The sequence below is a fragment of the Phyllobacterium sp. P30BS-XVII genome (genome assembly GCF_014138335.1).
Taxonomy (GTDB): domain Bacteria; phylum Pseudomonadota; class Alphaproteobacteria; order Rhizobiales; family Rhizobiaceae; genus Phyllobacterium; species Phyllobacterium meliloti.
In genome coordinates, this window is sequence record NZ_JACGXO010000003.1 from 53145 (window position 1) to 78814 (window position 25670).

Here is a 25670-nt window from a genome sequence, read left to right on the forward strand (position 1 = left end):
ATATTTTCAATCAACCGGCAAATTGCGTGTCAGGAGAACTTGCCCGAGCGCGGGAAACCCTTCGGCACCATACGGCCAGCGGAAGCACGCGGACCGATCCACTCGATCAGTTCATCCTTGCTGCGCGTGAAGGTACGGTCAGCTGCATCCTGCCATGTCAGCCCCTGCTCCATGGCAAAAACCCGGATGTCGGATACACCGCCATCCTTGTAGCGCTGCAGGCGTACGCCCTTGCCACGGCCAAGCTCCGGGATTTCCGACAGCGGGAACACCAGCATCTTGCGGTTTTCACCAACAATGGCGACGCTATCACCGGTCACGGGAACACAATGGCGTGCCTCATCCGGCGCCTTGACGTTCATCACCTGCCTGCCCTTGCGGGTATTGGCCATGACATCAGCCTCTGGCACAAGGAAGCCATTACCGTCATGGGATGACAGGAGCAATTGGCGTCCGGGATTGTGGACGAAGGCCGTGACGATATCCTGATCGTTCTCCATATCGACGATGATACGGATAGGCTCGCCATGACCGCGCCCGCCCGGCAGGCTGTTCGCGCCAATGGTGTAGAACTTGCCGCCGGTGGTCAGGACAAGAATCCTGTCGGTGGTTTCCGCATGGAACGCCAGTTTCAGCTTGTCGCCTTCCTTGAAGGTCAGGGCCGCAAAATCAGGCAGATGGCCCTTCATGGCGCGCAACCAGCCTTTTTCCGAGACGACAACCGTAACCGGCTCCTTCTCGATCATGGCGTGGTGCATGTCGGTCAGATCATGCTGCGGCGCATCGGCAAAGGTCGTGCGACGCTTGCCCAGAGGCGTATCTGCCGCATATTTCTTCTGCATTTCAGCGATCTGCCAGGAAATGGTCTGCCACTGCTTGGTGTCGGAGGCCAGCAATTGCTCGATTTCGCCCTTTTCGGCGGTCAACCCGTCGAATTCCTTGCGGATTTCGAATTCCTCAAGCTTGCGCAGTGAACGCAGGCGCATATTGAGAACAGCTTCAGCCTGAACATCCGTCAGTCCGAAGCGGGCCATCATTTCCTGCTTCGGCTCATCCTCCTCGCGGATGATGCGGATCACCTCATCGAGATTAAGATAGGCAATGAGAAAGCCGCCAAGAATTTCCAGACGCCGCTCGATTTCCGCCAGCCGGTGGCGTGAACGGCGAATGAGCACGTCCTTGCGGTGCTCAAGCCATTGCTGGAGCACGTCCTTCAAGGACAGGACATTTGGCACCTTGCCATTGGTCAGCACATTCATGTTCAGCGGGAAGCGCGTTTCAAGCTCGGAGAGCTTGAACAGGGATTCCATCAGAATATCAGGATTGACGCTGCGGCTCTTGGGTTCGAGCACGATGCGCACGTCTTCGGTGGATTCGTCGCGCACATCGTCAAGCAGCGGCAGCTTCTTGGCGATCAGCAATTCGGCGATTTTTTCGATCAGCCGCGACTTTTGCACCTGATAGGGAATTTCGGTGATGACGATGATCCAGGTGCCGCGTCCCTGATCCTCCACCTCCCAGCGCGCACGCAGGCGAAACCCGCCCCGTCCGGTCTTGTAGGCATCGAGAATGGCATCGGCGCTTTCGACCAGTACGCCGCCAGTCGGAAAATCCGGGCCGCGCACCATGGTCCTGGTATGATCAGCCGCATCTTCTTCGAGTGAAACAAGATCTTCAACCGTCGCGTCGGGATGCTTGATCAGATACAACGCGGCGGCGCAGAGTTCCGAGACATTGTGCGGCGGGATCGATGTGGCCATGCCAACAGCAATGCCGGATGAGCCATTGGCCAGCAGATTTGGAAATGCGCCGGGAAGAACAATCGGCTCTTCATCTTCATCATTATAGGTCGGGCGAAAATCAACCGCGTCTTCGGTGATCCCCTCCAGAAGCAGCATGGCGACATCGGTCATGCGCGCTTCGGTGTAACGCATGGCGGCCGGGTTATCGCCGTCAATATTGCCGAAATTGCCCTGCCCGTCGACCACAGGATAGCGCACGGCAAAATCCTGCGACAGGCGCACCAGCGCATCATAGATCGACTGGTCGCCATGCGGATGGAATTTACCCATCACTTCACCGACGATACGGGCGCATTTTGCATAGGACTGATCAGGCGAAAGCCTCAGCAGACGCATCGCATGCATAATTCTGCGATGAACGGGTTTCAGCCCGTCACGCACGTCAGGCAAGGCACGGTTTGTGATCGTCGAAAGCGCATAGGCAAGATAGCGCTGTTCAAGCGCTGCCTTCAGATCAACCGGTTCAACATTATCGTCGCCATTGTCTGGCGGAATCAGGCTTTTTCCCATGTCAATGGGTTATCAACTCACTGAATCGCGAGCAAGCAATGATTCGCCAAGATCACAGCCTGTTGCGCTTCGTGACGGCTAAAAAATAGGCGGGGCTTGCTTCCGTCCGCCAAATCTGACTTTCTACCGCCGAATTTGCCAAAATTCATGCCGCATGACCGTCATAGTTTTGCCGCGCGACATGCGATAGAACTACCTACTGACCAAAACAAGGAATCCACTATGCGTCCAACCACCTCTCTGAAATCCGGCTTGCACCTTATGGCTGCGACCACTGCCCTCGTCGTTGTCTTTGCCGGTTCAGCCTATGCGGTGGACGGTAATGCCGTGGCTGCCCGTTTGAAGGCTGTCTATGGTGAACAGGGTGGCACCCTGGAGTTCGGGAATGTCGAAACCAATGGCTCGACAATTGTTCTCAAGGACACCAAGATTTCGGCGACCGGCGTCAAGGAAAGCTTCAAAGCCGGTGACGTAACATTGACCGACGTCAATGATATCTCCGGCGGTGGTTTCAAGATCGGCTCCTTGACCGTACCGGACATCAGCTTCAACCCAGAAGGCGAAGCTGACAGCAAGGTTGCCGTTGAAGGTATCAAGCTGGAAGGCATCACCCTTCCCGCCGAAGGAGCAACCGACCCTCTGGCAAAGATGATGCAATATGAAAAGGGCGGCGTGAAGCAGATCAACGTCAATGCCAAGGGCAAAGACGTATTCTCCGCCAGCAATCTGACCGTTAAGATCTCACCGCTCACTGCGTCTGCTCCCGTCGTATTCACATCCAATGTCGAAAGCTTCAAGGCTGATCTTACAGGCGTGGAAGATCCGAAAACCAAGGACGCGCTCAAGGCACTCGGTTATGAAACTGTTTCAGGCAAAATCGACTTCAACGGCTCGTGGAATGTTCCTGATGGTCGCCTGAACCTCGACAAGTTTGATTTCATTGCTGACAATGCGGGCACCCTTGGCTTCAAGCTTGATATCTCCGGTTACACGCTCGATTTCATCAAGGGTATGCAGGAAGCCGTCAAGAAAGGCGAAGGCAAAACTGATGAAGCACAGGGCATGGCCATGCTTGGCCTGATGCAGCAGTTGAGCTTCACCGGTGCGTCGATCCGCTTTGACGATGGTTCGGTTACAAATAAAGCGCTCGATTATGCTGCCAAGCAGCAGGGTATGAAGCGCGATGATCTGGTCAATCAGGGCAAGGCAATTCTGCCGATGATGGCGGCACAGCTCGGCAACGCCGAATTTGCACAGGCATTGGGAACAGCTGTCAGTGCCTATCTCGATAGCCCGAAGAACATCGAGATCAAGGCTGCTCCAGCCAAGTCTGTTCCATTTGCGATTATCGCAGCTGGCGGCATGGCTGATCCGAAGTCGCTGATCAAGACACTTGGCGTCACTGTTAACGCCAATCAGTAATCCACACGGATAACAACGAAAAAGCCCGGCAGCGATGCCGGGCTTTTTGTTTATCTGGAGTCGGTTAGAAAGAGTTTTTAATCCTCTTTCTTCATCGGCGCGAGACGGATGTTGAGATCGCGCAGCTGGGCTGGCGACACATCGGATGGTGCGTTCATCAGAAGGTCATAGGCCTGCTGGTTCATCGGGAACATGGTGATTTCGCGCAGGTTCTTCGCACCCACGAGCAGCATCACGATACGGTCGATACCGGCAGCCATACCGCCATGGGGCGGTGCGCCATACTGGAACGCACGATAAAGACCACCAAAGCGCTCTTCCACCGTTTCACGCGAATGGCCAACCGCTTCAAATGCCTTGACCATGGTCTCAGGCAGATGGTTGCGGATACCGCCAGAGGAAATCTCAAAGCCGTTGCAGACGAGATCGTACTGGAACGCCTTGATCGTCAGCGGGTCCTGATTTTCCAGTGCATCAATGCCACCCTGCGGCATGGAGAACGGGTTGTGGGCAAAATCGATCTTCTTTTCTTCTTCCAGCCACTCGAAGAATGGGAAATCGACAATCCAGCACAGCTTGAACTGGTCGCGGTCAACGAGGTTCAGTTCCTCGCCAGCGCGGGTACGTGCGGCACCGGCAAAGGAAACGAATTTCTTCGGATCGCCAGCAACGAAGAATGCCGCATCGCCATCGTCAAGACCAAGCTGCACGCGCAATGCTTCGGTACGCTCCGGTCCGATGTTCTTGGCAAGCGGGCCAGCGCCCTCAAGCGCTTCGCCTTCCTTGCGCCAGAAGATATAGCCGAGGCCCGGCTGTCCCTCACCCTGCGCCCAGGAATTCATGCGGTCGCAGAATGCACGCGAACCGCCCGTCTTGGCCGGAATGGCCCAGACTTCGACCTTCGGGTCGTTGGCGATCATGTTGGCGAAAACCTTGAAGCCGGAACCAGCGAAATGCTCGGTCACGGCCTGCATTTCGATCGGGTTGCGCAGGTCAGGCTTGTCGGAGCCATATTTGCGCATGGAAACGTCATAGGCGATGCGCGGGAATTCCTGCGTAACAGGCTTGCCCTCGGCAAACTCTTCGAAAACGCCGCGCAGAACGGGTTCCATGGTCGCCAGAACATCTTCCTGCTCGACAAAGCTCATTTCAACGTCGAGCTGGTAGAATTCACCCGGCAGACGGTCAGCGCGCGGGTCTTCATCGCGGAAGCATGGCGCGATCTGGAAGTAACGGTCGAAACCGGACATCATGATCAGCTGCTTGTACTGCTGCGGCGCCTGCGGCAGCGCATAGAACTTGCCGGCATGAATGCGGCTTGGCACGAGGAAGTCGCGCGCACCTTCCGGCGAGGAAGCCGTCAGGATAGGCGTTGAGAATTCCGTGAAGCCGATATCGGTCATACGGCGGCGCATGGCGGCAATGATCTTGGTGCGCGACATGATGTTCTTGTGCAGCGTATCGCGGCGCAGATCAAGGAAGCGGTATTTCAGGCGAATATCCTCAGGATAGTCGAGTTCGCCGAACACCGGCAGCGGCAATTCCTTGGCAGCCGAGAGAATCTCGATCTCGCGGGCAAAGACTTCGATCTCGCCGGTGGGCATGTTCGCATTGACAGTATCATCCGTGCGGGCCTTCACTTCACCATCCACGCGGATAACCCATTCGCCGCGCACGGTCTCGGCCACCTTGAATGCGGGCGAGTCGGGGCTGGCAACGATCTGGGTCAGACCGTAATGATCGCGGATATCGATAAAGAGAATACCGCCATGGTCGCGGACGCGATGAACCCAACCGGAAAGACGAACTGTCGAACCAACGTCGGATTTCCGCAGGGCGGCGCAGGTATGGCTGCGGTAACGGTGCATGATATGTGCCTCTGAGATGCTTGATGCTTGTTGCCGGAAGGCGTGAAGAAAGCCCCGGATATAATCTGGAATTTGCGCGGACAAGCGCATTTTGATGATGATTTGTCAAGATTGCGAATTGCCCGATGGGGCATTTGTGAGCCCCAAACAGCTATATGCAAGCAATGACAGCGCTCTGGTAACGAAGAAACTCAGACAGACGAGACAAATGCATTTCCATTCGCTATAGAAATTTCATGACCATGATTACAACCACAGATCAGCTAGACCAGGCTGTAGCCGCCCTTTCGCAATCCGATTTCGTAACCGTCGATACGGAGTTCATCCGGGAGACCACGTTCTGGCCGGAGCTTTGCGTTATCCAGCTTGCATCCCCTGATCATACTGCCATTGTCGACGCTCTCGCGCCGGGTCTCGATCTTGCGCCGTTTTTCCGGCTGATGGCCGATGAAACCATCGTCAAGGTGTTTCACGCCGCGCGGCAGGACATCGAGATTATTTTCCATCTCGGCAATCTGATCCCTCACCCTGTTTTCGATACGCAGGTTGCGGCGATGGTTTGCGGCTTTGGCGATGCGATTGCCTATGACCAGCTGGTGCAGCGGGTCAATGGGGCGCAGATCGACAAATCCTCGCGCTTTACCGACTGGCGTCGTCGCCCGCTCTCCGACAAGCAGCTGGATTACGCATTGGCTGACGTAACGCACCTGCGTGATGTTTATCTCTATCTCAACAAGAAGCTTGAGGAAGAAGGCCGCACGGACTGGGTTCTCGATGAGATGAAGGTGCTGACCGCCCGCGAAACCTATGACATGCACCCTGACGATGCATGGAAGCGCCTGAAAATGCGCCTGCGCAAGCCGCAGGAACTGGCCGTATTGCGCAGCGTTGCCGCATGGCGGGAACGGGAAGCGCGCGAGCGCAATGTGCCGCGCGGCCGTGTTCTCAAGGACGATGCCATTTACGAAATTGCCCAGCAGCAGCCACGCGATGTGGAAGCGATGGGCCGCCTTCGCACGATCCCCAAGGGTTGGGAGCGCTCCAGTATCGCAACCGGCCTGCTCAATGCGGTCAACATTGCGCTCGACCTGCCAAAGGAAGACATGCCGCGCCTGCCGAAATCCGTGCAGTCGCCTGAAGGTGCCGGTGCCGCTGCGGAGCTTTTGAAAGTTCTGCTGCGTCTGGTAACGGAAGAACATGGCGTTGCCGCCAAAGTTGTGGCGACATCGGATGAAATCGACCGGATTGCTGCGGAAGGCGATGCCGACGATATTCCGGCTCTGCAAGGCTGGCGCCGCGAAGTTTTCGGCGAAAAGGCGCTGCAGCTGATCAATGGCGAGCTTTGCCTGAAATTTGAGAACAAGCGAATCCGGGCTGTGCCCTGCGCAGACCTATAGTTCGGTGCGGGCCGAAGTATCGGCCCGTTCAAACCAGCTAGCATCGGCCCATTGAAACCATGCTGATGCGAGGCAATAATGTCTGATACCCCCACTCAAGACTTTTCGTTGACGAGAGAATTGGTCCTGCTTGCCGTTCTTGCGACGCTCTGGGGTGCCTCCTACACCTTCATCAAGATCGGGGTGGAAACGATCCCGCCCGTCACTTTCATTGCCGCGCGGACTTTGATTGCCGGTGGATTGCTGCTTGCCATCATCAAGATGCGCGGTCTTTCGCTGCCCCGCGACCCTGCGGTGTGGAAGCGCTTTTTCATTCAGGCCTGTATCAACAGTGTCGTTCCGTTTACTTTGGTCGCCTGGGCCGAACAGACTGTGAATGCCGGGCTTGCCACCATTTTGAATTCAACAACGCCCATCTTTGCTTTCCTGCTGACCGCGCTGATCACCCGGCATGAGCCTGTGACCACCCGCAAGGTTTTTGGCGTTGCGGCAGGTGTTGTCGGCATTTCGCTGATTATCGGGCTTGAAGCATTCAACGGGATTGGCAAGGAACTGGTGGCGCAACTTGCCATCGTTGCCGCAACGATTTCCTATGCGGTCGCAGCGATCTTCGGCAAAGGTTTTAAAGGGCTTGACCCGATGATGCCAGCGGCTGGATCGATGATCTGCGGTGCCGTCATTCTCATTCCAGTCAGCCTCGTGGTCGACCAGCCTTGGACCTTGGCACCCTCAGCGCATTCCTTGCTGGCACTGCTTGGCCTATCCGTGTTTTCGACCGCCCTCGCCTTTGTGATCTATTTCCGGCTGATCAATACGCTTGGTACCGTTGGCGCGACATCGCAGGCCTATCTGCGTGTGCCAATTGGCGTCGGCATCGGCGTCCTGTTTCTCGGCGAAAGCCTGACGTCAACAGCATGGATTGGCCTCGTCTGCGTTATCGCAGGCGTTGCAGCTATGACCTTGCCAGCGCGCAAGCGGGCAACTGTCCCTGCTTAAGGATGTGCTTCGGGAAAACCGTGCCGCTCAGTCAATGCTTTCAAAATGGCGTCCTTGTCTGAAATGAAAGCATGGCCGTTATAGACGCCTGTCTGAAAGGCGGATGTTTCTCCGTTTGCCAGCACAAGCAATGGAAGCGACTGGTTCTCGCTTCCAAGCAGTGCCACAACGTCCTGACGCGGCCTTGGCCAAGCAATCCGATGCACATCAAGGCCTTTGGCAAGCGCGGGAAAGGATGCGAGAACCCCTTCCATCAGCGCGCAATGCCAGCAGTAAAAGCGCTTGCCCGGATAGGCGGGGTCCTCAAAATCAGGACGAAGAAGAAAAAGCTGATCCTTCGTGATTTGTGTCACTGCATCAATCTCCATCCAGAAATGAGAAAGCCGGTTATTTGCCGATGGCCATTTTCAAGGTCTTGCCTGTCAGTTTTGCCAATTGCTGCAAACGTCCCTCGGGAACATCGCCGATCAGATCAGCATTCTTCGCCGCCACTTCCAGATAAAGGCCATCGGAAGCCTGTTTCCATGAAAGGTTCGGAACAACCCCGGCCATGGATGCAGAGAACGGATAGACAATCCGCATGATCGCGGCCAACACCTTGGAATACTCCAGCAGTCGCGGGCTGGCGAGCGAGGCCAGCTCTGGATCGGCCGAACTGTTGGCAACGCCCTCGTGCCGGAAGAAATTGGCAAGCGCGATATAGGCCCGGCCCGGATGATCAATACCGACAAACGCCGCATTGGAGATCATGTTCAGTGCTTGCGAACCGCGATAATCAGGATGGGCGCGCCAGCTGATATCGGCAATCAGGCAGGCAGCACGGCGATAACGTTTCTCATCCTCTGTTTCATTATAGCCGAGAGCGGCAAAGGCTTCGCCGCTCCAGTCTGCCAGCTCGCGCGCATAGGCCGGTGAGCGGGCACGCAAAACAGCAAGCTCATCGGCAGCTGATATCAGTGGATCTTCAAGACGTTCGGATTCCGACAGCAACGAGAAGAGAAAACCTTCACGCACGCCAAGTGCAGAGAACACAACCTTTGACGGGCGCATCTTGCGGATTGTTTCCAGCAAGGCGATGGCACCGTAGGACAGGAGCGCGCGACGGTTTTTCGACACATCTTCAATTCCGCGCATATTGTCGAGATTGCCGTCGGCGACACGTTTGAGAAAACGCTGGGCTTCCTCAAACGGTATCTCGTAGTGATGCATGACATGCAAAGGATAGTGTTCGGCGCTCATATGCAGCTTGGCGAGGTTTCGCCATGTGCCGCCAACCGCATAAAATGCGCGGCCCTTGCCCTTGGCCAGCAGCTTTGCCGATTCCAATGTCTTCTTGGCGATCTCGGACGCTTGGGACAGATCACCGTTCGACATATCCTGCAAACGCAGGCCGCCAAGCGGCAGCGTTATGCCATCGCCGATCGTGCGGCCCTTGACATCAACCAGTTCAAGACTGCCACCACCAAGATCGCCCGCAATGCCATCCGGATCGTGAAAACCCGAGATAACACCAAGTGCGGAGTAATAGGCCTCCTCACGGCCAGACAGAACCTTGATTGGCTCACCCAGAACGATTTCAGCCTGTGCGATAAAATCAGGACCATTTTCGGCTTCGCGCGCGGCGGCTGTCGCCAGCACATCAAGCGAACGGGCACCGGCCTGATCAGCCAAGGCACGGAAGCGGCGCAGTGCGCGCAAGGCGCTCTGCACGGCTTTTTCATTCAGCTTGCCGGTTTTGACCAATCCTTTGCCCAAACCACACAGAATCTTCTCATTGAAAAGCACTGTGGGCGAGCGGGTAACACCTTCATAAACGACCAGACGTACAGAGTTCGAGCCGATGTCGATGACACCAGCCGGATGACGCCCCTGCACGCGTCCCTGTGCTGCGGAAATCATGCAGTCTTGTTTTTCGCTGCTTTGGATCGCTTACGGTGGGCGATCAAGCGTGGTGCTGAAGACTTCAGCGACTTGCCGCGGCCAGACAGGCTGGGATTTGTCATGAAATATTCCTGCGCGTTAAAAGCATCTTCTCCATCTGCCGGACTGATCCGACGCGACGTACCGTCTGCTAGTAACTCGTAACTCTGCTGGTTGTCGAGAAGGTTTGCCAGCATAATCTGTGAAAGAAGCTGTTGATGCACAGTTGGATTGGTGATCGGAACCAAGGTTTCAACACGCCGGTCGAGATTGCGCGTCATCATATCGGCAGAACCAATATAAACGAGCGCTTTTTCCGAAGGCAGCCCTTCGCCATTGCCGAAGCAGAAGATTCGGCTGTGTTCGAGGAAACGACCAACGATGGATTTGGCGCGGATCGTATCGGAAAGGCCCGGAACCTGCGGTCGCAAGCAGCAGATACCGCGCACGATGAGATCAATATCCACGCCGTTCGAGCTGGCTTTATACAGAGCATCAATGATCTGCGGATCAACCAGCGAATTCATCTTCATCCAGATGGCAGCCGGGCGGCCAGCTTTGGCGTGGGCGATTTCTTCCTCAATATGCTGGAGAATGCGCGGCCGCAATGTCGTTGGCGATACGGCAATGCCCATCTCGCCCGACGGCTGGGTGTAGCCAGTGATGAAGTTGAAAATCTGGGCAACGTCACGGCCAATGGATGGCTCGCAGGTGAAGAATGACAGGTCGGTGTAAATCTTGGCGGTGATCGGGTGATAATTGCCCGTGCCAAGATGCACATAGCTGCGCAGCTTCTGTTCCTCACGCCGCACGACCAGCGACATTTTCGCGTGAGTTTTCAGCTCGATAAAGCCGAAAACGACCTGAACACCAGCGCGTTCCAGATCGCGTGCCCAGCGGATATTGGCTTCTTCGTCAAAGCGCGCCTTCAATTCCACCAGCGCTGTGACCGACTTGCCCGCATCGGCTGCATCGATCAGCGCACGGACAATCGGGCTGTCATTGGAAGTGCGGTACAGCGTCTGCTTGATGGCAACCACTTCCGGATCGGCAGCGGCCTGACGCAGGAACTGCACAACAACATCGAAGGATTCGTAGGGGTGATGAACCACGATGTCCTTTTCGCGGATCGCAGCAAAACAATCACCGCCATGCTCGCGCACGCGCTCGGGGAAACGTGGATTGTAAGGCACGAATTTCAGATCGCCGCGTGGAATGCTGACGATTTCGGAGATCGTGTTCAGCGCCAGAAGACCTTCGAGAACGCTGATACGGTTGTCAGGAACGCCGAGTTCGGTCGCCACAAAAGCGCGCAGGGATTCAGGCATTTCATCGTCGAACTCGATGCGGATCACCTGACCGCGCCGACGGCGCTTTAGCGCGCTTTCGAACAGGCGCACCAGATCCTCAGCCTCTTCTTCCACTTCAATATCGCTGTCACGGATGATGCGGAATGTACCGGCTCCCTTCACCTCATAGCCGGGGAACAGGCGTCCGGTGAACAGGCTGATGGCATCCTCAAGTGTCAGGAAGCGGAAACGGCCAGCATCATCAGGAATCTGGATGAAACGTTTCAAAGCCTGCGGCAGACGCAAAAGCGCGGTCATCGGGCGATTATCCGTGCTCCGGCTCAAGAGCATCGCAATGGTGAAACCGAGATTGGGAATGAATGGAAACGGATGTGCCGGATCAATGGAGAGTGGCGTGAGCACTGGATAGATGGTTTCAAGGAAGTGATCCTCAAGCCAGAGCCGCTCGGTTCTAGTCAGCTTATCAGGACGGACAATCTCGATGTTCTCGGCCAGCATCTCCACGCGCAGTTCGTTGAAGCGAAGCTGTTGGGCCGCCTGCAGCTTGCCGACTTCATCAAGGACAAATTCCAGCTGTTCCTGCGGCGTGCGCCCGTCAGGGCTGCGGTTGGAAACGCCTGCACGCACCTGGCCCGCAAGGCCAGCGATACGCACCATAAAGAACTCGTCCAGATTGGCAGCGGAGATTGACAGGAAGCGCAAACGCTCCAGCAGCGGCTGATGCAGATTATGGGCTTCTTCCAGCACACGGCGATTGAACTGCAACCAGGAAAACTCGCGATTGACGAAGCGATCGACACTGCTATGCAGATCCGGCAGATCGATGGCCTCGACTGCATTCGTTATGGCGGGTGACTGATCGTTCATTGTCATTCTCCGATTAGAATAGTCCCGTCAAACGCGGAATCACAGGCCACAATAGAGAAGTCTCTTGAAGCTTTTATAGCAGTCGCCGCAAATTCTCGTTCGCCCGATAAAATATCAACGCGCCAAAGAGCTTACACCGGAATTGCAGCGTTTCGCGACGAAATTCTAAGCCGGATGAATAGTAACAGACCCACCAAAGCGGCATTTGTCACGGGATGAACCGCACTTGTGTCAGATTGCCTCGCTTTGAGGCAACAGAAGCGATTTTCATAATGGCAGAATTGCTCTATGAGGGAGGCAATACTAATGCGTATTGACCGAAAGCTCAGGAGCGACACATGGCTGGACACAGCATTCCCCACTTCCAGAACAGCGCTGGCCACGCCGCCATCAGCATTGGCGTGAAGGAATTCATGTGCGTCGGTGCCAATCCACCTTTCGATCATCCGCATGTTTTCCTCGATCTTGGCGACGATAACGAAAAAGTCTGCCCCTACTGCTCGACGCTCTATCGTTATGACGCATCACTCGGCGCGGAAGAGACTATTCCTGCGGGTTGCACCTATGTGGACAACAAGGCCGCCTGATTGCAAACGCCCGTCATCGACCTGAAGACGGCCCGCAACAGGCGAACCCCCAACCCTGATCAGATCATTATTGCCGGCGCCGGTATTGCCGGTCTGACTTTGGCGCTGGCGCTCAGCGCCAGAGGATTTGCAGTCCAGATATTCGAGAAGAGCGCCGTTCTTGCCGAAGCCGGGGCTGGTATACAGCTTTCGCCCAATGCAACGCGTCTCCTGCAACGCCTCGGTGTGCTTGACCGCCTGATGCCCGCATCGGTACAGCCAGATGCCGTTTGTCTGCAGGACGGGATAAGCGGCAACACGCTTCTGCATCTACCCATGGGCAAAGGCGCGGAAGAACGCTGGCATTCCCCCTACATTGTCTGTCATCGCGCGGACCTGCAACGCGCATTGCTCGCCGAGGTCCGCAGCCGCGATAATATTGCCATGCAATTGGAATCCTCTGTAACTCATCATCGAAGCGATTCGCAGGGTGTGATGGTGCGTGTCCAATATAATGACCGTATCGAGGAACATCACGGTGCCTTGCTGGTCGGGGCTGATGGTGTCTGGTCGATTTTGCGTAATGCAGCATCTGATCATGATCAGGCGCGCTATACCGGTTCTATCGCCTGGCGTGCCTCAGTTCCAATTAGCCGCTTGCCCGCATCGTTCACCGCCCTTCTGCCCGAAGGAAAAAATGTGGTCGCCTGGACCGGCAGCAACGCGCATCTGATCGCCTACCCCATGCGTTCAGGCGAGATGATGAATTTCGTGGCCGTAGCCCGCGACCGGAAAAGCGGTGGCCGTTGGGATGTCGAAATCAGCCCCGATGCACCAAGTCAGAACTTTGCCAAGGATTTCTACGCGTGGCATCCGGGTATTCGCGATCTGGTCCTGTCCGTCGGTCCATGGACGCCGTGGCGGCTGTTCGAGATGAAGCGCTGTCACTTTCTGCAGGACAACAGGCTTGTGCTGATCGGCGATGCTGCCCATGCAATGACGCCCTATGCGGCGCAAGGTGCAGCCATGGCGATCGAGGACGCCTGCGCCCTCGCCGCAACGCTTGGTGAGCAGAAGGAAAACTGGCCGAGAGAACTAGCGGCCTATGCCAAAAGCCGAACACGACGCATTGAATCGGTCATACGCCGCGGCGCACTCAATCAACTGGCCTATCACGCGAAAGGACCGGTTGCCCTTGCCCGCAATCTGCTCATGCGCAATCGCCCCGTGGAAAAGTTTGTCGCAGGTTTTGACTGGCTTTATGGATTTGATGCGGAGTCCAAATAGTACCGATTATTCGGCTGCCGTGGCACGGCGCTCCAATTCGCGAGCGATCGCAGCAAGTCGAATATCCGTCTTTTTCTGGCTTTGGTCCACTTCATGCAGGCCATACACAATCGCACCAACCACCATAGCTAAGACCATGAAAGCCCACGTGCCGATCCAGACCATCTCATAGGTGAGCATCAGGACAACCCTCTTTTCAGAACCCATCTGCCGCAAATATGCAGACCAAAAGATAACACGCCGCCGAATACCATCGCAATAAACTTCATTATCAACCAGAAGGTGTTGCCCTGCTGCAAAACTGAGGGATTCGCCATGATCCCAACTATCGGCGCCAGGATACCAACCACAATGAGCGCCGTAGACAGCCGATCGAGCGCCGAAGCGACATACTTGCGTAACTCGTTATTCCACATTTGCTCTGTTGCAGCGATTTCACGCAATCGCTCGCTGGTTATTTCCTCAAAGTTCTCCGTCATTAAAAACTCCGAATGAACAATACTTCAAATAAAAATTAAATTAATCAATTAGTTAACTGGAAATCAGTATGGACGAAACGTCCGCAGCTACAAATCATTATAATATTCGAGCGACCAGACAAGGCATCGCGGCAGAGGGTTCCAAACGCCGGTGCGCAGACGACCGGCCCGCAAAATAGCGCTCGTCCAAGCGTGGCACCTTCGCATTCGCCACCTTGTCTGTCCGTGGGCTCGTGAATGCCGGAGAGACTATTCTGCGGGTAATGCTTGTTCACGCAAACGTTGCCTTGCCCGTGCGATCTGTTGCTTGGACCGCTCGGTTTCTTTTTCAAGCTGATTGAACTCGTATCGAGCGGCAAAAAAACCGCCTATTCCAATAAGATTAATCATGAAAATTGCATAAATGAGCATGTTTGAATCAATTGTCATTGCCAACCATCTCTTAGTTTAATCTTTCCATAAAGATGCAGGCCGCAGGATATCATCAACGCTTGCAACAATCCACAAACGATCAGAAACTTGCCTATCCTGTTGTAATTGCTCAATAGAGCCGGATTCAAAACCGAACCAAAAATCGGTCCAAGAAACCCCGTGATGAAGATTGCCGTGGAGAGGCGGTCATATGCGGCAACCGTATATTTCAGCACTTCATTGTTGCGGCTCTTACGCAATAATTCTGCCGCGTCTATCTGTTTACTAGTCAGCCCCTGAAGATCATCACTCATAAAAACCCCAATATAAATTCAATAAAATCAATGATTTATTTAAAAAGAAGCGCGGTAAAAAACACCCGCTCTACAAATTATTATAATGTTTGAGCGACCAGACAAGGCTCTGGGGCAACGGATTCCATACTCCCGTGCGCAGACCACCGGCCCGCAAAATGGCACCCGTCCACGTGTTGCAACCAAGAAGCGCGGTGAATGTGCCTTTGGCTTCAAAAAAGCGATCATTCGGCCCATAGCCAGCGCCGTCGATCACCACCGCTTTTCCTTCTGCGTCCCGCTGGAAGGAGGCCAACATATTGGCAAGCATGGCGTCGAAAGCCTCCGGGCTGACCAATAAGCGTTTGATCGCGGGCTGGTTCGTATCGATGGTGCCGATGGGCTCCACATGCATGGCGGATGCATCATAGGTCAACCCGCGCATCAAAGGCATGAATTTGAGTTCCGCCCAAGTGGGTGTCTCCAGATAAAAGCTGCGCCCTCCCCAACCCACAACAATCCAGGCGATACGGGGATCGGTGAGCTGAAAGTTCTCATTCCTTAGAAAAGACAATCGTGCCAGCACATCCGGATCGGCGGGAAACGCAATGTCCGTATGAATGGGATTGGACAGGAGGAGGACTGTGCGTGGGATCTGCGACGTTTGGCCTGTCTGAAAGAACGGGCGGGGTATCAATGCGCCAGCCACAAAAACCAAAGCAGCGGCCACAAGGACCGCTGCAATGGATTTCAGGATGAGACGCAGAAGTCTCAATGAAGAATCTGGCTCAGGAACAGCTTTGTCCGTTCATGCTGCGGATTATCAAAGAACGCAGCTGGTTCGTTCTGCTCGACGATCTGGCCCTGATCCATGAAGATAACGCGGTTTGCCACCTGACGGGCAAAGCCCATCTCGTGGGTCACGCAAACCATGGTCATGCCTTCTTCGGCAAGCTGAACCATCGTATCCAGCACTTCCTTGATCATCTCAGGATCGAGCGCCGACGTTGGCTCATCGAACAGCATAATGCGCGGATTCATGCACAGCGAGCGGGCAATCGCCACACGCTGCTGCTGACCACCGGAAAGCTGACCGGGATATTTATTGGCCTGCTCGGGGATTTTGACGCGTTCGAGATAATGCATGGCAATCTCGTCCGCCTTCTTCTTCGGCATTTTGCGCACCCAGATTGGGGCCAGTGTGCAGTTCTCCAGAATTGTCAGGTGCGGAAACAGGTTGAAATGCTGGAACACCATGCCAACTTCGCGCCGCACTTCATCGATCTTTTTCAGATCGTTGGTGAGTTCAATACCATCAACGAGGATCTTGCCGCTCTGATGTTCTTCAAGCCGGTTGATACAGCGGATCATGGTGGACTTGCCCGACCCCGAAGGACCGGCGATGACGATGCGCTCACCGCGCATCACCTTGAGGTTGATGTCCTTGAGGACGTGGAAATCACCATACCATTTGTTCATGTTGGTGATCTCAACGGCAACATCGGTCTTGGAGACCTGCATCAAGGAGCGGTCGACATGAAGTTCAGATGGATCGACGACGTTTTCAGTGGTCATGCAAGGTACTCCTTAGTGTTTATGTCCTGTGTCCAGCCTGCGTTCCATGAAGATGGAATATCGCGACATGCCGAAACAGAAAATCCAGAAGACGAAACCGGCGAAAATCAGGCCGGAGATGGGGGTTTGTGGTGATGCCCAATTTGCATCGTTAAAGTGCTGGCGCACGGTTCCGAGCAGATCGAACATACTGATAATGGAAACCAGCGATGTATCCTTGAACAGACCGATGAAGGTGTTGACGATTCCCGGGATCACCATCTTCAACGCCTGCGGCAGAATGATGAGGCCGGTTTTCTGCCAGTAGCTCAATCCGAGCGAGTCAGCACCTTCATATTGTCCTTTCGGGATTGCCTGCAGACCACCGCGCACCACCTCAGCCATATAGGCCGAAGCAAAGAGTGCCACACCAATCAGTGCGCGCAGAAACTTGTCAAAGGATACGCCCGGCGGCAGGAACAGTGGCAGCATATAGCTGGCCATAAACAGCACCGTCACCAGCGGAATGCCGCGCACCATTTCAATGAAAATGACGCAGAGCATCTTGATAACAGGCATTTTCGAGCGCCGGCCCAAGGCCAGAACAATACCGAGCGGCAATGACACGGCAATACCCACAAAGGAAAGCACCAGCGTGACAAGCAAGCCACCCCAGGTCGCCGTTTCAATGTAGGGAAGACCGAACCAGCCACCAACCAGCAGGAAGAAGGCGAAGATGGGGAAAATGAAGAAAAACACGATCGCATTGGCGGTCTTGAACGGAGCTTTTGGCGTCAGCAACGCAATCAACAGCAAAGAAAAGATAATGCCAACAAGATTGACACGCCAATGCTCTTCCAGCGGATAACGGCCATACATGAACTGGTTGAAATTGGCGTTCACGTAAGCCCAGCATGCACCCGACCAGCCATCGGGCATGACACCGCCCTGCGCGACAGTCGAGCAGACTGCCCGGTCCGCACCGGACCATGAGGCCTGAATAAACAGCCAGTTGATCATCGGCGGTACGAACCACGCCAGAAGGAAAATGGCAAAGACCGTCAATATGGCATCAATGGGCGTTGCCATGAGGTTGAGCCTGATCCAGCGGACGACGCCCCGCTCACCCAGAGGCGGTGTCTGGCCCTGCAGCATTTCGGTACGAACGAAACTCAGATTGTTGCTATCAGCCATGATCAGCGCTCCACCAATGCCATCTTCGCGTTAAACCAGTTCATGAAGAGCGATGTCAGCACACTCAGACTGAGATATACGATGATAAAGATGGTTACGACTTCGATGGAACGGCCAGTCTGGTTGAGGATCGTTCCGCCGACGGCAAAAAGATCAGGATATCCTACCGCCACGGCCAAAGACGAATTCTTGGTCAGATTCAGAAATTGACTGCTCAGTGGTGGAATGATGATGCGCAGGGCCTGTGGCACGACGACCAGCCGTGTGGTTGTACCGGCGCGCAGCCCGAGGGCATGGGCCGCCTCGCTCTGCCCCTTGCCCACACCGCGAATACCGGAGCGCACAATCTCGGCAATGAAGGATGCCGTATAGAAGGAAAGCGCAAGATAGAGCGACATGAATTCGGGGCCGACAAGCGAACCGCCGCTCAGATTAAATGAGCCGAGCACAGGACGGTTGAAGGTCAGCGGAAAACCTTTGAGAGCAAAAGCCAGAAGCGGCAGTCCGACAATCAAGGCCAAGCCGGTCAGGAGAACAGGGAACTGCTGTCCCGTCGCCATTTGCCGTTTATAGGCCCAGCGGCGGACAAAAAATGTGCCTATGATGGCAAGGATAAATGCGGCACCTGCCAGCCAGGCACCTTCACCAAAAATCGGAACCGGAAAATAGAATCCGCGATTGTTGAGAAACGTGCTGAACGGCAATGCAATGCTCTGTCGTGCTTGCGGCAAAACAGCCAAAACACCGGAGTACCAGAAGAAAATAACCAGCAGCGGCGGGATATTACGGAAAACCTCGACGTAAACCGTACAGAGCTTGCGAATAAGCCAATTGTGCGAGAGCCGCCCGACGCCAATAATAAAACCGATAATGGTGGCGGTAATGATACCGACAACGGCGACCAGCAATGTATTCAAAAAACCGACATAAAGCGCGTTTATGTAGGTGGAGTCGCTCGAATAGCTGGTGAACGGATGAGAACTGATATCAAACCCGGAGCGACCGTCGAGAAAACCGAAACCTGTTGCCAGGTGGGCGCGCTGCAGATTGGCGATTGTATTGTTGACGACCCAGTAGACCAATCCCACCAGTACAACCAGAACCACGACCTGATAAATGTAGCCGCGAATTTTCGGATCGTTTAAAAGTGATGCTTTGGCACTATCTGTACCGACAGGCGTAATATCCTGCGATGCCATTGACCCCTCATTTCTTTAGTTCGTTTTTTATTTTTATTATTTTTGTAATTGTTTTCCCGGAAAGGAGGCAGAGCCCCCTTCCCGGATTTCAAATCGATCAGTTAAAAAATCAGCGGATCGGCATTGCGTATTGCAGGCCACCCTTGCTCCACTGAGCATTGATGCCGCGTGCAATCTTGAGCTTGCTGCCGGAACCGACATTGGACTCGAACAGTTCGCCATAGTTGCCGACCGCCTTGACGATCTTGACAACCCAGTCATTGGTCAGACCAAGGTCCGTTCCAAGCTTGGTGTTGGCTTCCTGACCAAGCACGCGCTTGATTTCAGGGCTGTCGCTCTTCGTCAGTTCGTCAACATTGGCCTTGGTGATGCCAAGTTCTTCAGCGGTCAGCAGGGCATAATGTGTCCAGCGGATAACGTCAGCCCACTGGCTGTCGCCCTGACGAACGACGGGGCCGAGAGGCTCCTTCGAAATGATTTCAGGCAGAACAACGTGATCATCCGGCGCAGAAAGTGTCAGACGGATGGCATAAAGGCCCGACTGGTCGGTGGTATAGACGTCGCAACGGCCGGCATCATAGGCGGCGTTGACCTCTTCAAGCTTCTCGAACACGACAGGATTGTATTCCATCTTGTTCGCCTTGAAGTAGTCGGCGAGATTGAGTTCGGTCGTTGTGCCGGCCTGAACGCAAACCGATGCACCCGAAAGCTGCAATGCGGAATTGATACCCGACAGCTTCTTGGCGTTGATCATAAAGCCCTGACCGTCGTAATAATTGACACCGGGGAAATCAAAGCCCTGCGTGTCGCGGCTCAGTGTCCATGTGGTGTTGCGAATCAGAACGTCAATTTCACCCGACTGCAAAGCAGGAAGACGATCCTTGGCGGAAAGCGGTGTAAACTTTACCTTGGTTCCATCGCCAAAAACGGCGGCGGCAACCGCACGGCAATAGTCAACGTCGAAACCGGACCACTCACCCTTGTCGTTTGGTGCGCCGAAACCAGCAAGACCTGTGTTTACGCCGCATTGCACGAAGCCTTTTTTCTTAACGTCATCAAGCGTGCCAGCGGAAGCAGCGGAAGCCAGCAGGACCAACGCAGATGCCCCCAATACGCCCTTCAAAACAAGATTTTTCATAACTACCAAACCCTTTAATTGTTGCCCGTGGTTCCCAGAGAGGAATCTTCCATATTGGCGGGTTCCCCCCGTGCCCTTTCAAGGCTCCAACATGTCTCCCATTCACCCCTGTATCGAAGGGCATTCTGTGAGTTTGGTCAAGGGATAATCTTTGCCCAATATTTTTGCAGAAACAGCCGAATAGCTGCTTCTTGTTGAAGTTTTCGATTATTTCTTGTTCAAAAACTCAAATCAGCGCCAAAACCGGTCGCGAAAACGCAAAATCGGGAAGAATCGAGTGCCGTCGAACAAAAAGGCGGCACGGCGCCCGGCAAGGAATCTGGCGAGCGCAATGGTGAAGAGGAAGCCGACCGAATAACCGGCAACCACATCCGTCGGATAGTGGGCCCGCGCGATGATGCGCGTGAAGGCAATAAACATGGTTGCCAGAATGATCGGTACCCGCCAGCGCGGAAACCATAGCGCGAGAACGGCTCCGACAGCACCCATTGTGGTTGAATGTCCCGACGGAAAACTCGCAAAATCATAACCGGCCTGAAACGGTGAAAACCCATTGGCGCCAAGAGTATCGATAAATTTCGGCCGGGCACGCCCGATACAGAATTTGGCAATATTGGTCAGGATTCCTGACAGGGCCACAGCCCAGAAAGCAAATGTTGCCTGTGAATAAATCAAGCCCAGACGCACGCGCCGCCCATGGGGCAGATTGCGCCAGTTAATGCCAATCAGGCACACCGCAATGAAGAACGCCGGGATCAGATACCACTGGGACAGACCGATATCGGTCAGCAGCCGCATGGAACTCAATGGCCCCTCATGGGAAGACAACTCGCGTGAGAGGAGTTCATCGAAGGGATGCAACAGGAGAATGAAGAAAAATATCAGCACCGCCGCCATCGACATGCCACCGGTCCATACGGCAGGTGTGTTCGGATGGGCAGGCGCTCGCATGCGTCGCAAAAAATTGACGATCGACCGGCCCGCGCGTCTTATGCCTGACAGGGATTGTGAATTGGCGGCATCCGTCATTGTTTCTCCAATTGCCTGAACCTAAACAGGCTAACTGTTCCTCATCTGGCATTACTCGACTGTTGCAACGGGAACGTCGTGGCATTATCGACTTCTCGCAGCACTTACAATTGTCATGCATCGCAATGCGGAGAATATCCATGGGCAAAGAGTCTGATAAGATGGCAAAATTCGGGATCAACACGCGTCTGGCCCATGGCGGCTATGATCCCCGTGATTATCACGGTTTTGTTAATCCGCCGGTTGTTCACGCTTCGACCGTTCTTTTCCCTGATGCGGAAACCATGGCGAGCCATAAGCAGAGATATGGTTATGCAACGCATGGCACGCCCACAACCGATGCGCTGTGTCAGGCAATTGACGAGTTGGAAGGCTCATTCGGCACCCTGCTCGTCCCATCAGGCCTTGCAGCCGTAACCGTTCCGCTTCTCGCGTTCCTGTCACCCGGCGATCATTTGCTGATGGTCGACAGCGTCTACGGCAACACACGTTATTTCTGCAATACGATGCTGAAACGCTTGGGTATCGAGGTCGAGTATTATGACCCGCTTGTTGGCGCAGACATTGAAAAGCTCATCCGCCCCAATACAAAAGTTGTCTTCACTGAATCGCCGGGCTCCAACACATTTGAAATTCAGGACATTCCGGCGATTGTCGAAAAAGTCCATGCGGCAGAGGCCATTGTCATGATGGACAATACCTGGGCGACACCTCTTTATCTGAAGCCGCTGGATTTTGGCGTCGATATCTCCATCCATGCGGCGACAAAATATCCGTCAGGCCATTCGGACATTCTCATGGGCACGATCTCAGCCAATGAAAAATGCTTCAAGCGGCTTGATGACGCCTATACGGCCATCGGCCTATGCGTTGCTGGCGATGATGCTTATGATGTTTTGCGCGGCTTGCGTACAATGAAGCTGCGTCTGGATCAGCATGGCAAGAATGCGCTTGAAATAGCGTGCTGGCTTGAACGGCAGCCCGGTGTCATTGAAGTCCTGCACCCGGCTCTTGAGAGCCATGCCGGGCACGCCTTGTGGAAACGGGATTTTTCCGGTGCTGCGGGCGTCTTCTCCATCGTTATCAAGGGCGAAACAAAACAGGCCAGAGCCTTTCTCAACGCGCTTGATATTTTTGCGCTCGGCTATTCGTGGGGCGGCTATGCAAGTCTTGCGCTTCAGGTCAATCTTTCGGACCGGGTTCTGACTGGCAAGAAATATGCGGGAGCGCTTATCCGCCTGCAGATCGGTCTCGAAGATACGAAAGATCTCATCGCTGATCTCGAAAAAGCTCTCGCGGCAGCCAAAGCGGCGCAATAACAATAAACAGAAGGTGATTTCGCGTTTGGGATCGTTCTTGCTATGACAAAGCCATGAGCAGGCTTGCCATTCTTCTGACCTTCCTCACGGCGTTCTCCGTCGGTTGGGTGCCCGTATTTGCGGCGCCTGTCCGGCTGGCAACGGAAATGACGGCACAGGTTACAGACCAAAAGCCGATGGCAGGCCATGCCCACGCCTGCGCCGGTGAACAAAAACACTGCATGGGCATGGCCAAAGTTCCCCATCCCGCCCTTTGTTCCGCCTGTATCGCCATTCCTGCTATCACACTCGTCACCATTACGACGCCATCCACACGAATGGTGGTTCCGCATGGTACGGAGTTGCCGCTTGTGGCACAGGCCAGCGCGCCCCTGTCACCCCCTCCCAAACCAAAATTGATCGCTTCCATTTCCATTTAACGCAGAGGCGAACGGGTCATAGCCTGTGCTTGTCTGTCTGACCCAAGGAAAGATCAATCCAATGAAAATGACTACTTTCTCCGCTACCATCCTCGCTGGGCTTCTGGCTATTGCCTCCCCTGCATTGGCACAGGACCACAAGATGATGAAACACGATGCCATGGCCATGCAGCCAACCGGCGATCAGGGTCCGTCATCGAAGGCCTTTGCTGAAGCAAATGCCAAAATGCACAAAGACATGACCATCAAGTTCACCGGCGAAGCCGACAAGGATTTCGTCCGCGGCATGATTGCCCACCATCAGGGCGCGATCGACATGGCCAAGGTGGAGTTGAAATACGGGAAGGATGAAGAAATCCGCAAGCTGGCAACAGATATCATTGCCGCGCAGGAAGGCGAGATCAAGCAGATGAAAGCGTGGCTCGCCAAGCACGGCAACTAACCGTCAAATAAATTACCCGCCGGGTCAGTCCGGCGGGTAATTTAAAAGCTTCCAATAATTCTCAGGAGGCGTTGTGATGCTGCATCTCGAAGGAGGCAGCGCGTTTTTGCATGCTGAGTTCCCATAGGCTATGGGCGGCATCGGCATAGGTTGATGTGCCAGCTCTGAATTCGGCTGAGCGCAATGGCAGCAAATCTTCCACGACGGCCAATGTTCTGGCTGGAAGAATATCCGTACAGGTCCAAAGACGCCGGAACACGGCGCTGATTACAACCTGCCTGTCATTGACCTCAATCTGAGGCTCATCACTCCCGAGCTCCCAGTCCTCCAAAGCATCAATGGCGTCCTGAAAGGCACTATGCAATATGAAGGGCGCATGGCCCTCGTGAAGTGGGTGCAGCAAACCAGGCATTCCTGTCTCCTCACTCTTGTGTTGCACTGCCGGGGGCTCCCGGAAACAGAATCATAAGGGTGAGTAGGCTCGATCAGCAAGACAAAACTTTAATACAAGACCGATTAACTCGACATTTCTGATTAAATCGAGTTTTCACTACAGTTTTAAGTATCAATCTTGATATCTTTATTATGAAAAACCCTGCAAACTATTGATAGTATTTATTTATGATTCAAACGGTTTAAAGTCTGGCTGGAAACGTTCGCCGTTCCCCTGCCTCTGGCGCGACCACAGGGCTTGCGACAGTTCGGCAACAACAGATTCGAGCTGACATCTTGCCAAAACCGCGTCATTGGCCCATTCATGTCCCGCTATTCGTGATCGAGGATATTGGCACATGACGACAAAACACCTTCCGGTGATTATTCTTGCGGTACTGCTTGCCGGTTGTGGCAACATACAGGGGCAGCTTGACCGCGAAAAAATTTCGTCGTTGCACTATGACACGACCGAGTGCCCTGCCCTGATTTCCCAGAAGAATGCGGCAATGGCACAGATTAACCAGTTGACCAATGGCAAGGGTTATCAGGACCCTGATGTCATCACCGGTTTTGGGCCAATTCTCCCGGATTATCGCACAGCCAACCAGAAGAAGGCCGGTGCGCTGCAAGGTCAGGTTGATTCCATGACCCGTTCGATCGCCAGAAGAAAATGCGCTGGCTGAAGGCACGGCGCTGTTCCGTTTATAAAAATGGCCCCTTGCGGGGCCATTTCTGTCTTATCCGTTTGACCTCATGTGCCGCGAAGCATCTTGCATAGCGCAACGAGAGAACTGTCGTAGCTCATCGAATTGGATGAAATCTCAGCACAACGGATTCTCAACTTCATACGGTCCTGTGCAGTAAGGCCTGCCAACCTCGCTGAAATGACACTGGATTTCACACCAGTGCCTGGTTTGATACCACCGCCTGGCATTGTGCCTCCACCGATAATTCCACCGCCGGGATTAGTTCCTCCAGGATTTGTACCACCCGGATTCGTACCACCGGGATTTGTGCCGCCGGGATTTGTGCCGCCTGGCTTAGTTCCGCCGCCAATACCAACGCCGACACCGACGCCGATACCGCCAGTTCCACCAACATTGGCACCCACACCTGCCCCAATACCGTTCGAACCGATACCAGCACCCAGACCTGCGGATACACCGTTGGTACCACCAACATTGGCACCTGCTCCAGCGCCGATGCCTGTTGATGCAACGCTTGCACCAGCACCGGCCGTCACACCATTGGCACCGCCCACATTCGCGCCAACGCCCGCCTTGACGCCGTTACCAACTTGCGCGCCTGCACCGGCATTAATGCCATTTGCACCACCAACCGAAGCTCCTGCTCCTGCTGCAATACCTTTTGATCCACCTATGGATGCATCCGCGCCCGCCTTGATGCCACCGATGTTAGCACCAACGCCAACACCAAGACCGCCATTCTGCGAGCCTCCCACCGAAACACCGCCTACTGATAATCCTCCGGCGAGGGCTGACGTGGAAATAACTGCAAGTATTAAGGAGCTAGCGACGATGCAGCTCGTCTTTTTATAAAATTTACTCATTACAACCTCCCTACCCATTTTCTTATGTTGTCCAAGCATTAAAACTGAAGCTTAGAATATTTCTATATGCATTATTATTTGATATTTTTCAATATAATTATTGTAACTGTAGTTTACATTTTGTATTTTCAATTTTCTTTTAAATAAAAATCGAACAAAAACCCTTAGCTGCCGAATGCAGATTGCAAAAATAAACAAAATTTCGTACTTATATCGACAATATATACTTATGTTATTGCGATC

General features: G+C 54.2%; 26 protein-coding genes. 9 read left to right on the top strand and 17 right to left on the bottom strand.

The genetic code is table 11. The features are described from left to right. Positions 1-29 precede the first annotated feature (29 nt). Complete coding sequence (gene parC / locus FHW17_RS09400; protein WP_182509698.1) at positions 30-2312, bottom strand: DNA topoisomerase IV subunit A; 2283 nt, start codon at positions 2310-2312, stop codon at positions 30-32. Positions 2313-2534: 222 nt separating this feature from the next. Between parC and FHW17_RS09405 the strand changes: the two genes are divergently transcribed. Further along, positions 2535-3734 carry a hypothetical protein gene (locus FHW17_RS09405; RefSeq protein ID WP_113096062.1) on the top strand — a complete coding sequence of 400 codons (1200 nt, stop codon included), beginning with the start codon at positions 2535-2537 and terminating at the stop codon, positions 3732-3734. A gap of 77 nt (positions 3735-3811) precedes the next feature. Here the strand turns inward: FHW17_RS09405 and aspS are convergent, their stop codons facing one another. Continuing rightward, complete coding sequence (gene aspS / locus FHW17_RS09410) at positions 3812-5602, bottom strand: aspartate--tRNA ligase (RefSeq protein ID WP_112524488.1); 1791 nt, start codon at positions 5600-5602, stop codon at positions 3812-3814. Between the two features lie 236 nt (positions 5603-5838). Here aspS and rnd point away from each other — a divergent pair, with 236 nt between their 5' ends. Both rnd and FHW17_RS09420 read left to right on the top strand, forming a co-directional pair. Continuing rightward, positions 5839-6999 (top strand): ribonuclease D, encoded by a 1161-nt coding sequence (rnd, locus tag FHW17_RS09415; RefSeq protein WP_112524066.1) that lies wholly within the window; start codon positions 5839-5841, stop codon positions 6997-6999. 78 nt (positions 7000-7077) lie between these two features. Next, positions 7078-7995 carry an EamA family transporter gene (locus FHW17_RS09420; protein WP_182509699.1) on the top strand — a complete coding sequence of 306 codons (918 nt, stop codon included), beginning with the start codon at positions 7078-7080 and terminating at the stop codon, positions 7993-7995. On the opposite strand, the gene FHW17_RS09425 is transcribed toward FHW17_RS09420, so the two are convergent. Genes FHW17_RS09425 through FHW17_RS09435 form a run of 3 tightly spaced genes read right to left on the bottom strand, consistent with a single transcriptional unit; the run spans position 7992 to position 12098 of the window. Next, positions 7992-8339 (bottom strand): DUF3088 domain-containing protein, encoded by a 348-nt coding sequence (locus FHW17_RS09425; protein WP_182509969.1) that lies wholly within the window; start codon positions 8337-8339, stop codon positions 7992-7994. The two genes, FHW17_RS09420 and FHW17_RS09425, sit on opposite strands and share 4 nt — an antisense overlap. A 43-nt stretch (positions 8340-8382) precedes the next feature. Further along, the gene (gene ppx / locus FHW17_RS09430; protein ID WP_113096064.1) at positions 8383-9894 is read right to left on the bottom strand and encodes an exopolyphosphatase; all 1512 of its coding nucleotides are present in this window, start codon (positions 9892-9894) and stop codon (positions 8383-8385) included. Beyond that, positions 9891-12098 carry an RNA degradosome polyphosphate kinase gene (locus FHW17_RS09435; protein ID WP_162730214.1) on the bottom strand — a complete coding sequence of 736 codons (2208 nt, stop codon included), beginning with the start codon at positions 12096-12098 and terminating at the stop codon, positions 9891-9893. The genes ppx and FHW17_RS09435 overlap by 4 nt, the downstream gene beginning before the upstream one ends. Before the next feature lie 332 nt (positions 12099-12430). Between FHW17_RS09435 and FHW17_RS09440 the strand changes: the two genes are divergently transcribed. Then, a complete protein-coding gene (locus tag FHW17_RS09440; RefSeq protein ID WP_112524078.1) occupies positions 12431-12679 on the top strand; it encodes a zinc-finger domain-containing protein in 249 nt (82 codons plus the stop codon). Then, positions 12680-13945: an FAD-dependent monooxygenase gene (locus FHW17_RS09445; protein WP_112524082.1), complete on the top strand. Its 1266-nt coding sequence runs from the start codon at positions 12680-12682 to the stop codon at positions 13943-13945. Positions 13946-13951: 6 nt separating this feature from the next. Here FHW17_RS09445 and FHW17_RS09450 read toward each other — a convergent pair whose 3' ends face one another. The 10 genes from FHW17_RS09450 to FHW17_RS09495 form a co-directional block, all read right to left on the bottom strand. Then, a complete protein-coding gene (locus FHW17_RS09450) occupies positions 13952-14125 on the bottom strand; it encodes a hypothetical protein (RefSeq protein WP_162700427.1) in 174 nt (57 codons plus the stop codon). Then, positions 14125-14424, bottom strand: a complete 300-nt coding sequence (locus tag FHW17_RS09455; RefSeq protein ID WP_112524085.1) for a hypothetical protein — start codon at positions 14422-14424, stop codon at positions 14125-14127. The genes FHW17_RS09450 and FHW17_RS09455 overlap by 1 nt, the downstream gene beginning before the upstream one ends. A gap of 249 nt (positions 14425-14673) precedes the next feature. Next, positions 14674-14853 carry a hypothetical protein gene (locus tag FHW17_RS09460; protein ID WP_112524088.1) on the bottom strand — a complete coding sequence of 60 codons (180 nt, stop codon included), beginning with the start codon at positions 14851-14853 and terminating at the stop codon, positions 14674-14676. Beyond that, complete coding sequence (locus tag FHW17_RS09465) at positions 14850-15149, bottom strand: hypothetical protein (protein ID WP_112524091.1); 300 nt, start codon at positions 15147-15149, stop codon at positions 14850-14852. The genes FHW17_RS09460 and FHW17_RS09465 overlap by 4 nt, the downstream gene beginning before the upstream one ends. Positions 15150-15219: 70 nt before the next feature. Continuing rightward, complete coding sequence (locus tag FHW17_RS09470; protein ID WP_112524094.1) at positions 15220-15903, bottom strand: TIGR02117 family protein; 684 nt, start codon at positions 15901-15903, stop codon at positions 15220-15222. After that, positions 15900-16703 carry an amino acid ABC transporter ATP-binding protein gene (locus tag FHW17_RS09475; RefSeq protein ID WP_112524097.1) on the bottom strand — a complete coding sequence of 268 codons (804 nt, stop codon included), beginning with the start codon at positions 16701-16703 and terminating at the stop codon, positions 15900-15902. Before FHW17_RS09475 ends, FHW17_RS09470 begins: the two co-directional genes overlap by 4 nt. A gap of 12 nt (positions 16704-16715) precedes the next feature. Beyond that, the gene (locus FHW17_RS09480) at positions 16716-17876 is read right to left on the bottom strand and encodes an amino acid ABC transporter permease (RefSeq protein ID WP_112524100.1); all 1161 of its coding nucleotides are present in this window, start codon (positions 17874-17876) and stop codon (positions 16716-16718) included. Between the two features lie 2 nt (positions 17877-17878). Continuing rightward, a complete protein-coding gene (locus FHW17_RS09485) occupies positions 17879-19075 on the bottom strand; it encodes an amino acid ABC transporter permease (RefSeq protein WP_112524103.1) in 1197 nt (398 codons plus the stop codon). Positions 19076-19184: 109 nt separating this feature from the next. Continuing rightward, complete coding sequence (locus tag FHW17_RS09490) at positions 19185-20213, bottom strand: amino acid ABC transporter substrate-binding protein (RefSeq protein WP_112524106.1); 1029 nt, start codon at positions 20211-20213, stop codon at positions 19185-19187. Between the two features lie 231 nt (positions 20214-20444). Further along, the gene (locus FHW17_RS09495) at positions 20445-21242 is read right to left on the bottom strand and encodes a phosphatase PAP2 family protein (RefSeq protein ID WP_182509700.1); all 798 of its coding nucleotides are present in this window, start codon (positions 21240-21242) and stop codon (positions 20445-20447) included. Between the two features lie 140 nt (positions 21243-21382). Here FHW17_RS09495 and FHW17_RS09500 point away from each other — a divergent pair, with 140 nt between their 5' ends. The 3 genes from FHW17_RS09500 to FHW17_RS09510 all read left to right on the top strand — a co-directional run bounded on the left by FHW17_RS09500 (position 21383) and on the right by FHW17_RS09510 (position 23422). Then, the gene (locus FHW17_RS09500; RefSeq protein ID WP_182509701.1) at positions 21383-22561 is read left to right on the top strand and encodes a cystathionine beta-lyase; all 1179 of its coding nucleotides are present in this window, start codon (positions 21383-21385) and stop codon (positions 22559-22561) included. Between the two features lie 53 nt (positions 22562-22614). After that, positions 22615-22980 carry a hypothetical protein gene (locus tag FHW17_RS09505; protein WP_182509702.1) on the top strand — a complete coding sequence of 122 codons (366 nt, stop codon included), beginning with the start codon at positions 22615-22617 and terminating at the stop codon, positions 22978-22980. A 61-nt stretch (positions 22981-23041) separates the two neighbouring features. Continuing rightward, positions 23042-23422 carry a DUF305 domain-containing protein gene (locus tag FHW17_RS09510; RefSeq protein WP_182509703.1) on the top strand — a complete coding sequence of 127 codons (381 nt, stop codon included), beginning with the start codon at positions 23042-23044 and terminating at the stop codon, positions 23420-23422. 61 nt (positions 23423-23483) lie between these two features. Here FHW17_RS09510 and FHW17_RS09515 read toward each other — a convergent pair whose 3' ends face one another. Continuing rightward, complete coding sequence (locus tag FHW17_RS09515) at positions 23484-23834, bottom strand: hypothetical protein (RefSeq protein ID WP_227986882.1); 351 nt, start codon at positions 23832-23834, stop codon at positions 23484-23486. 379 nt (positions 23835-24213) lie between these two features. Here FHW17_RS09515 and FHW17_RS09520 point away from each other — a divergent pair, with 379 nt between their 5' ends. Continuing rightward, positions 24214-24540 (top strand): hypothetical protein, encoded by a 327-nt coding sequence (locus FHW17_RS09520; protein ID WP_112524121.1) that lies wholly within the window; start codon positions 24214-24216, stop codon positions 24538-24540. Between the two features lie 68 nt (positions 24541-24608). Here the strand turns inward: FHW17_RS09520 and FHW17_RS09525 are convergent, their stop codons facing one another. Continuing rightward, positions 24609-25427, bottom strand: a complete 819-nt coding sequence (locus tag FHW17_RS09525) for a hypothetical protein (RefSeq protein WP_182509704.1) — start codon at positions 25425-25427, stop codon at positions 24609-24611. Between the last annotated feature and the right edge of the window lie 243 nt (positions 25428-25670).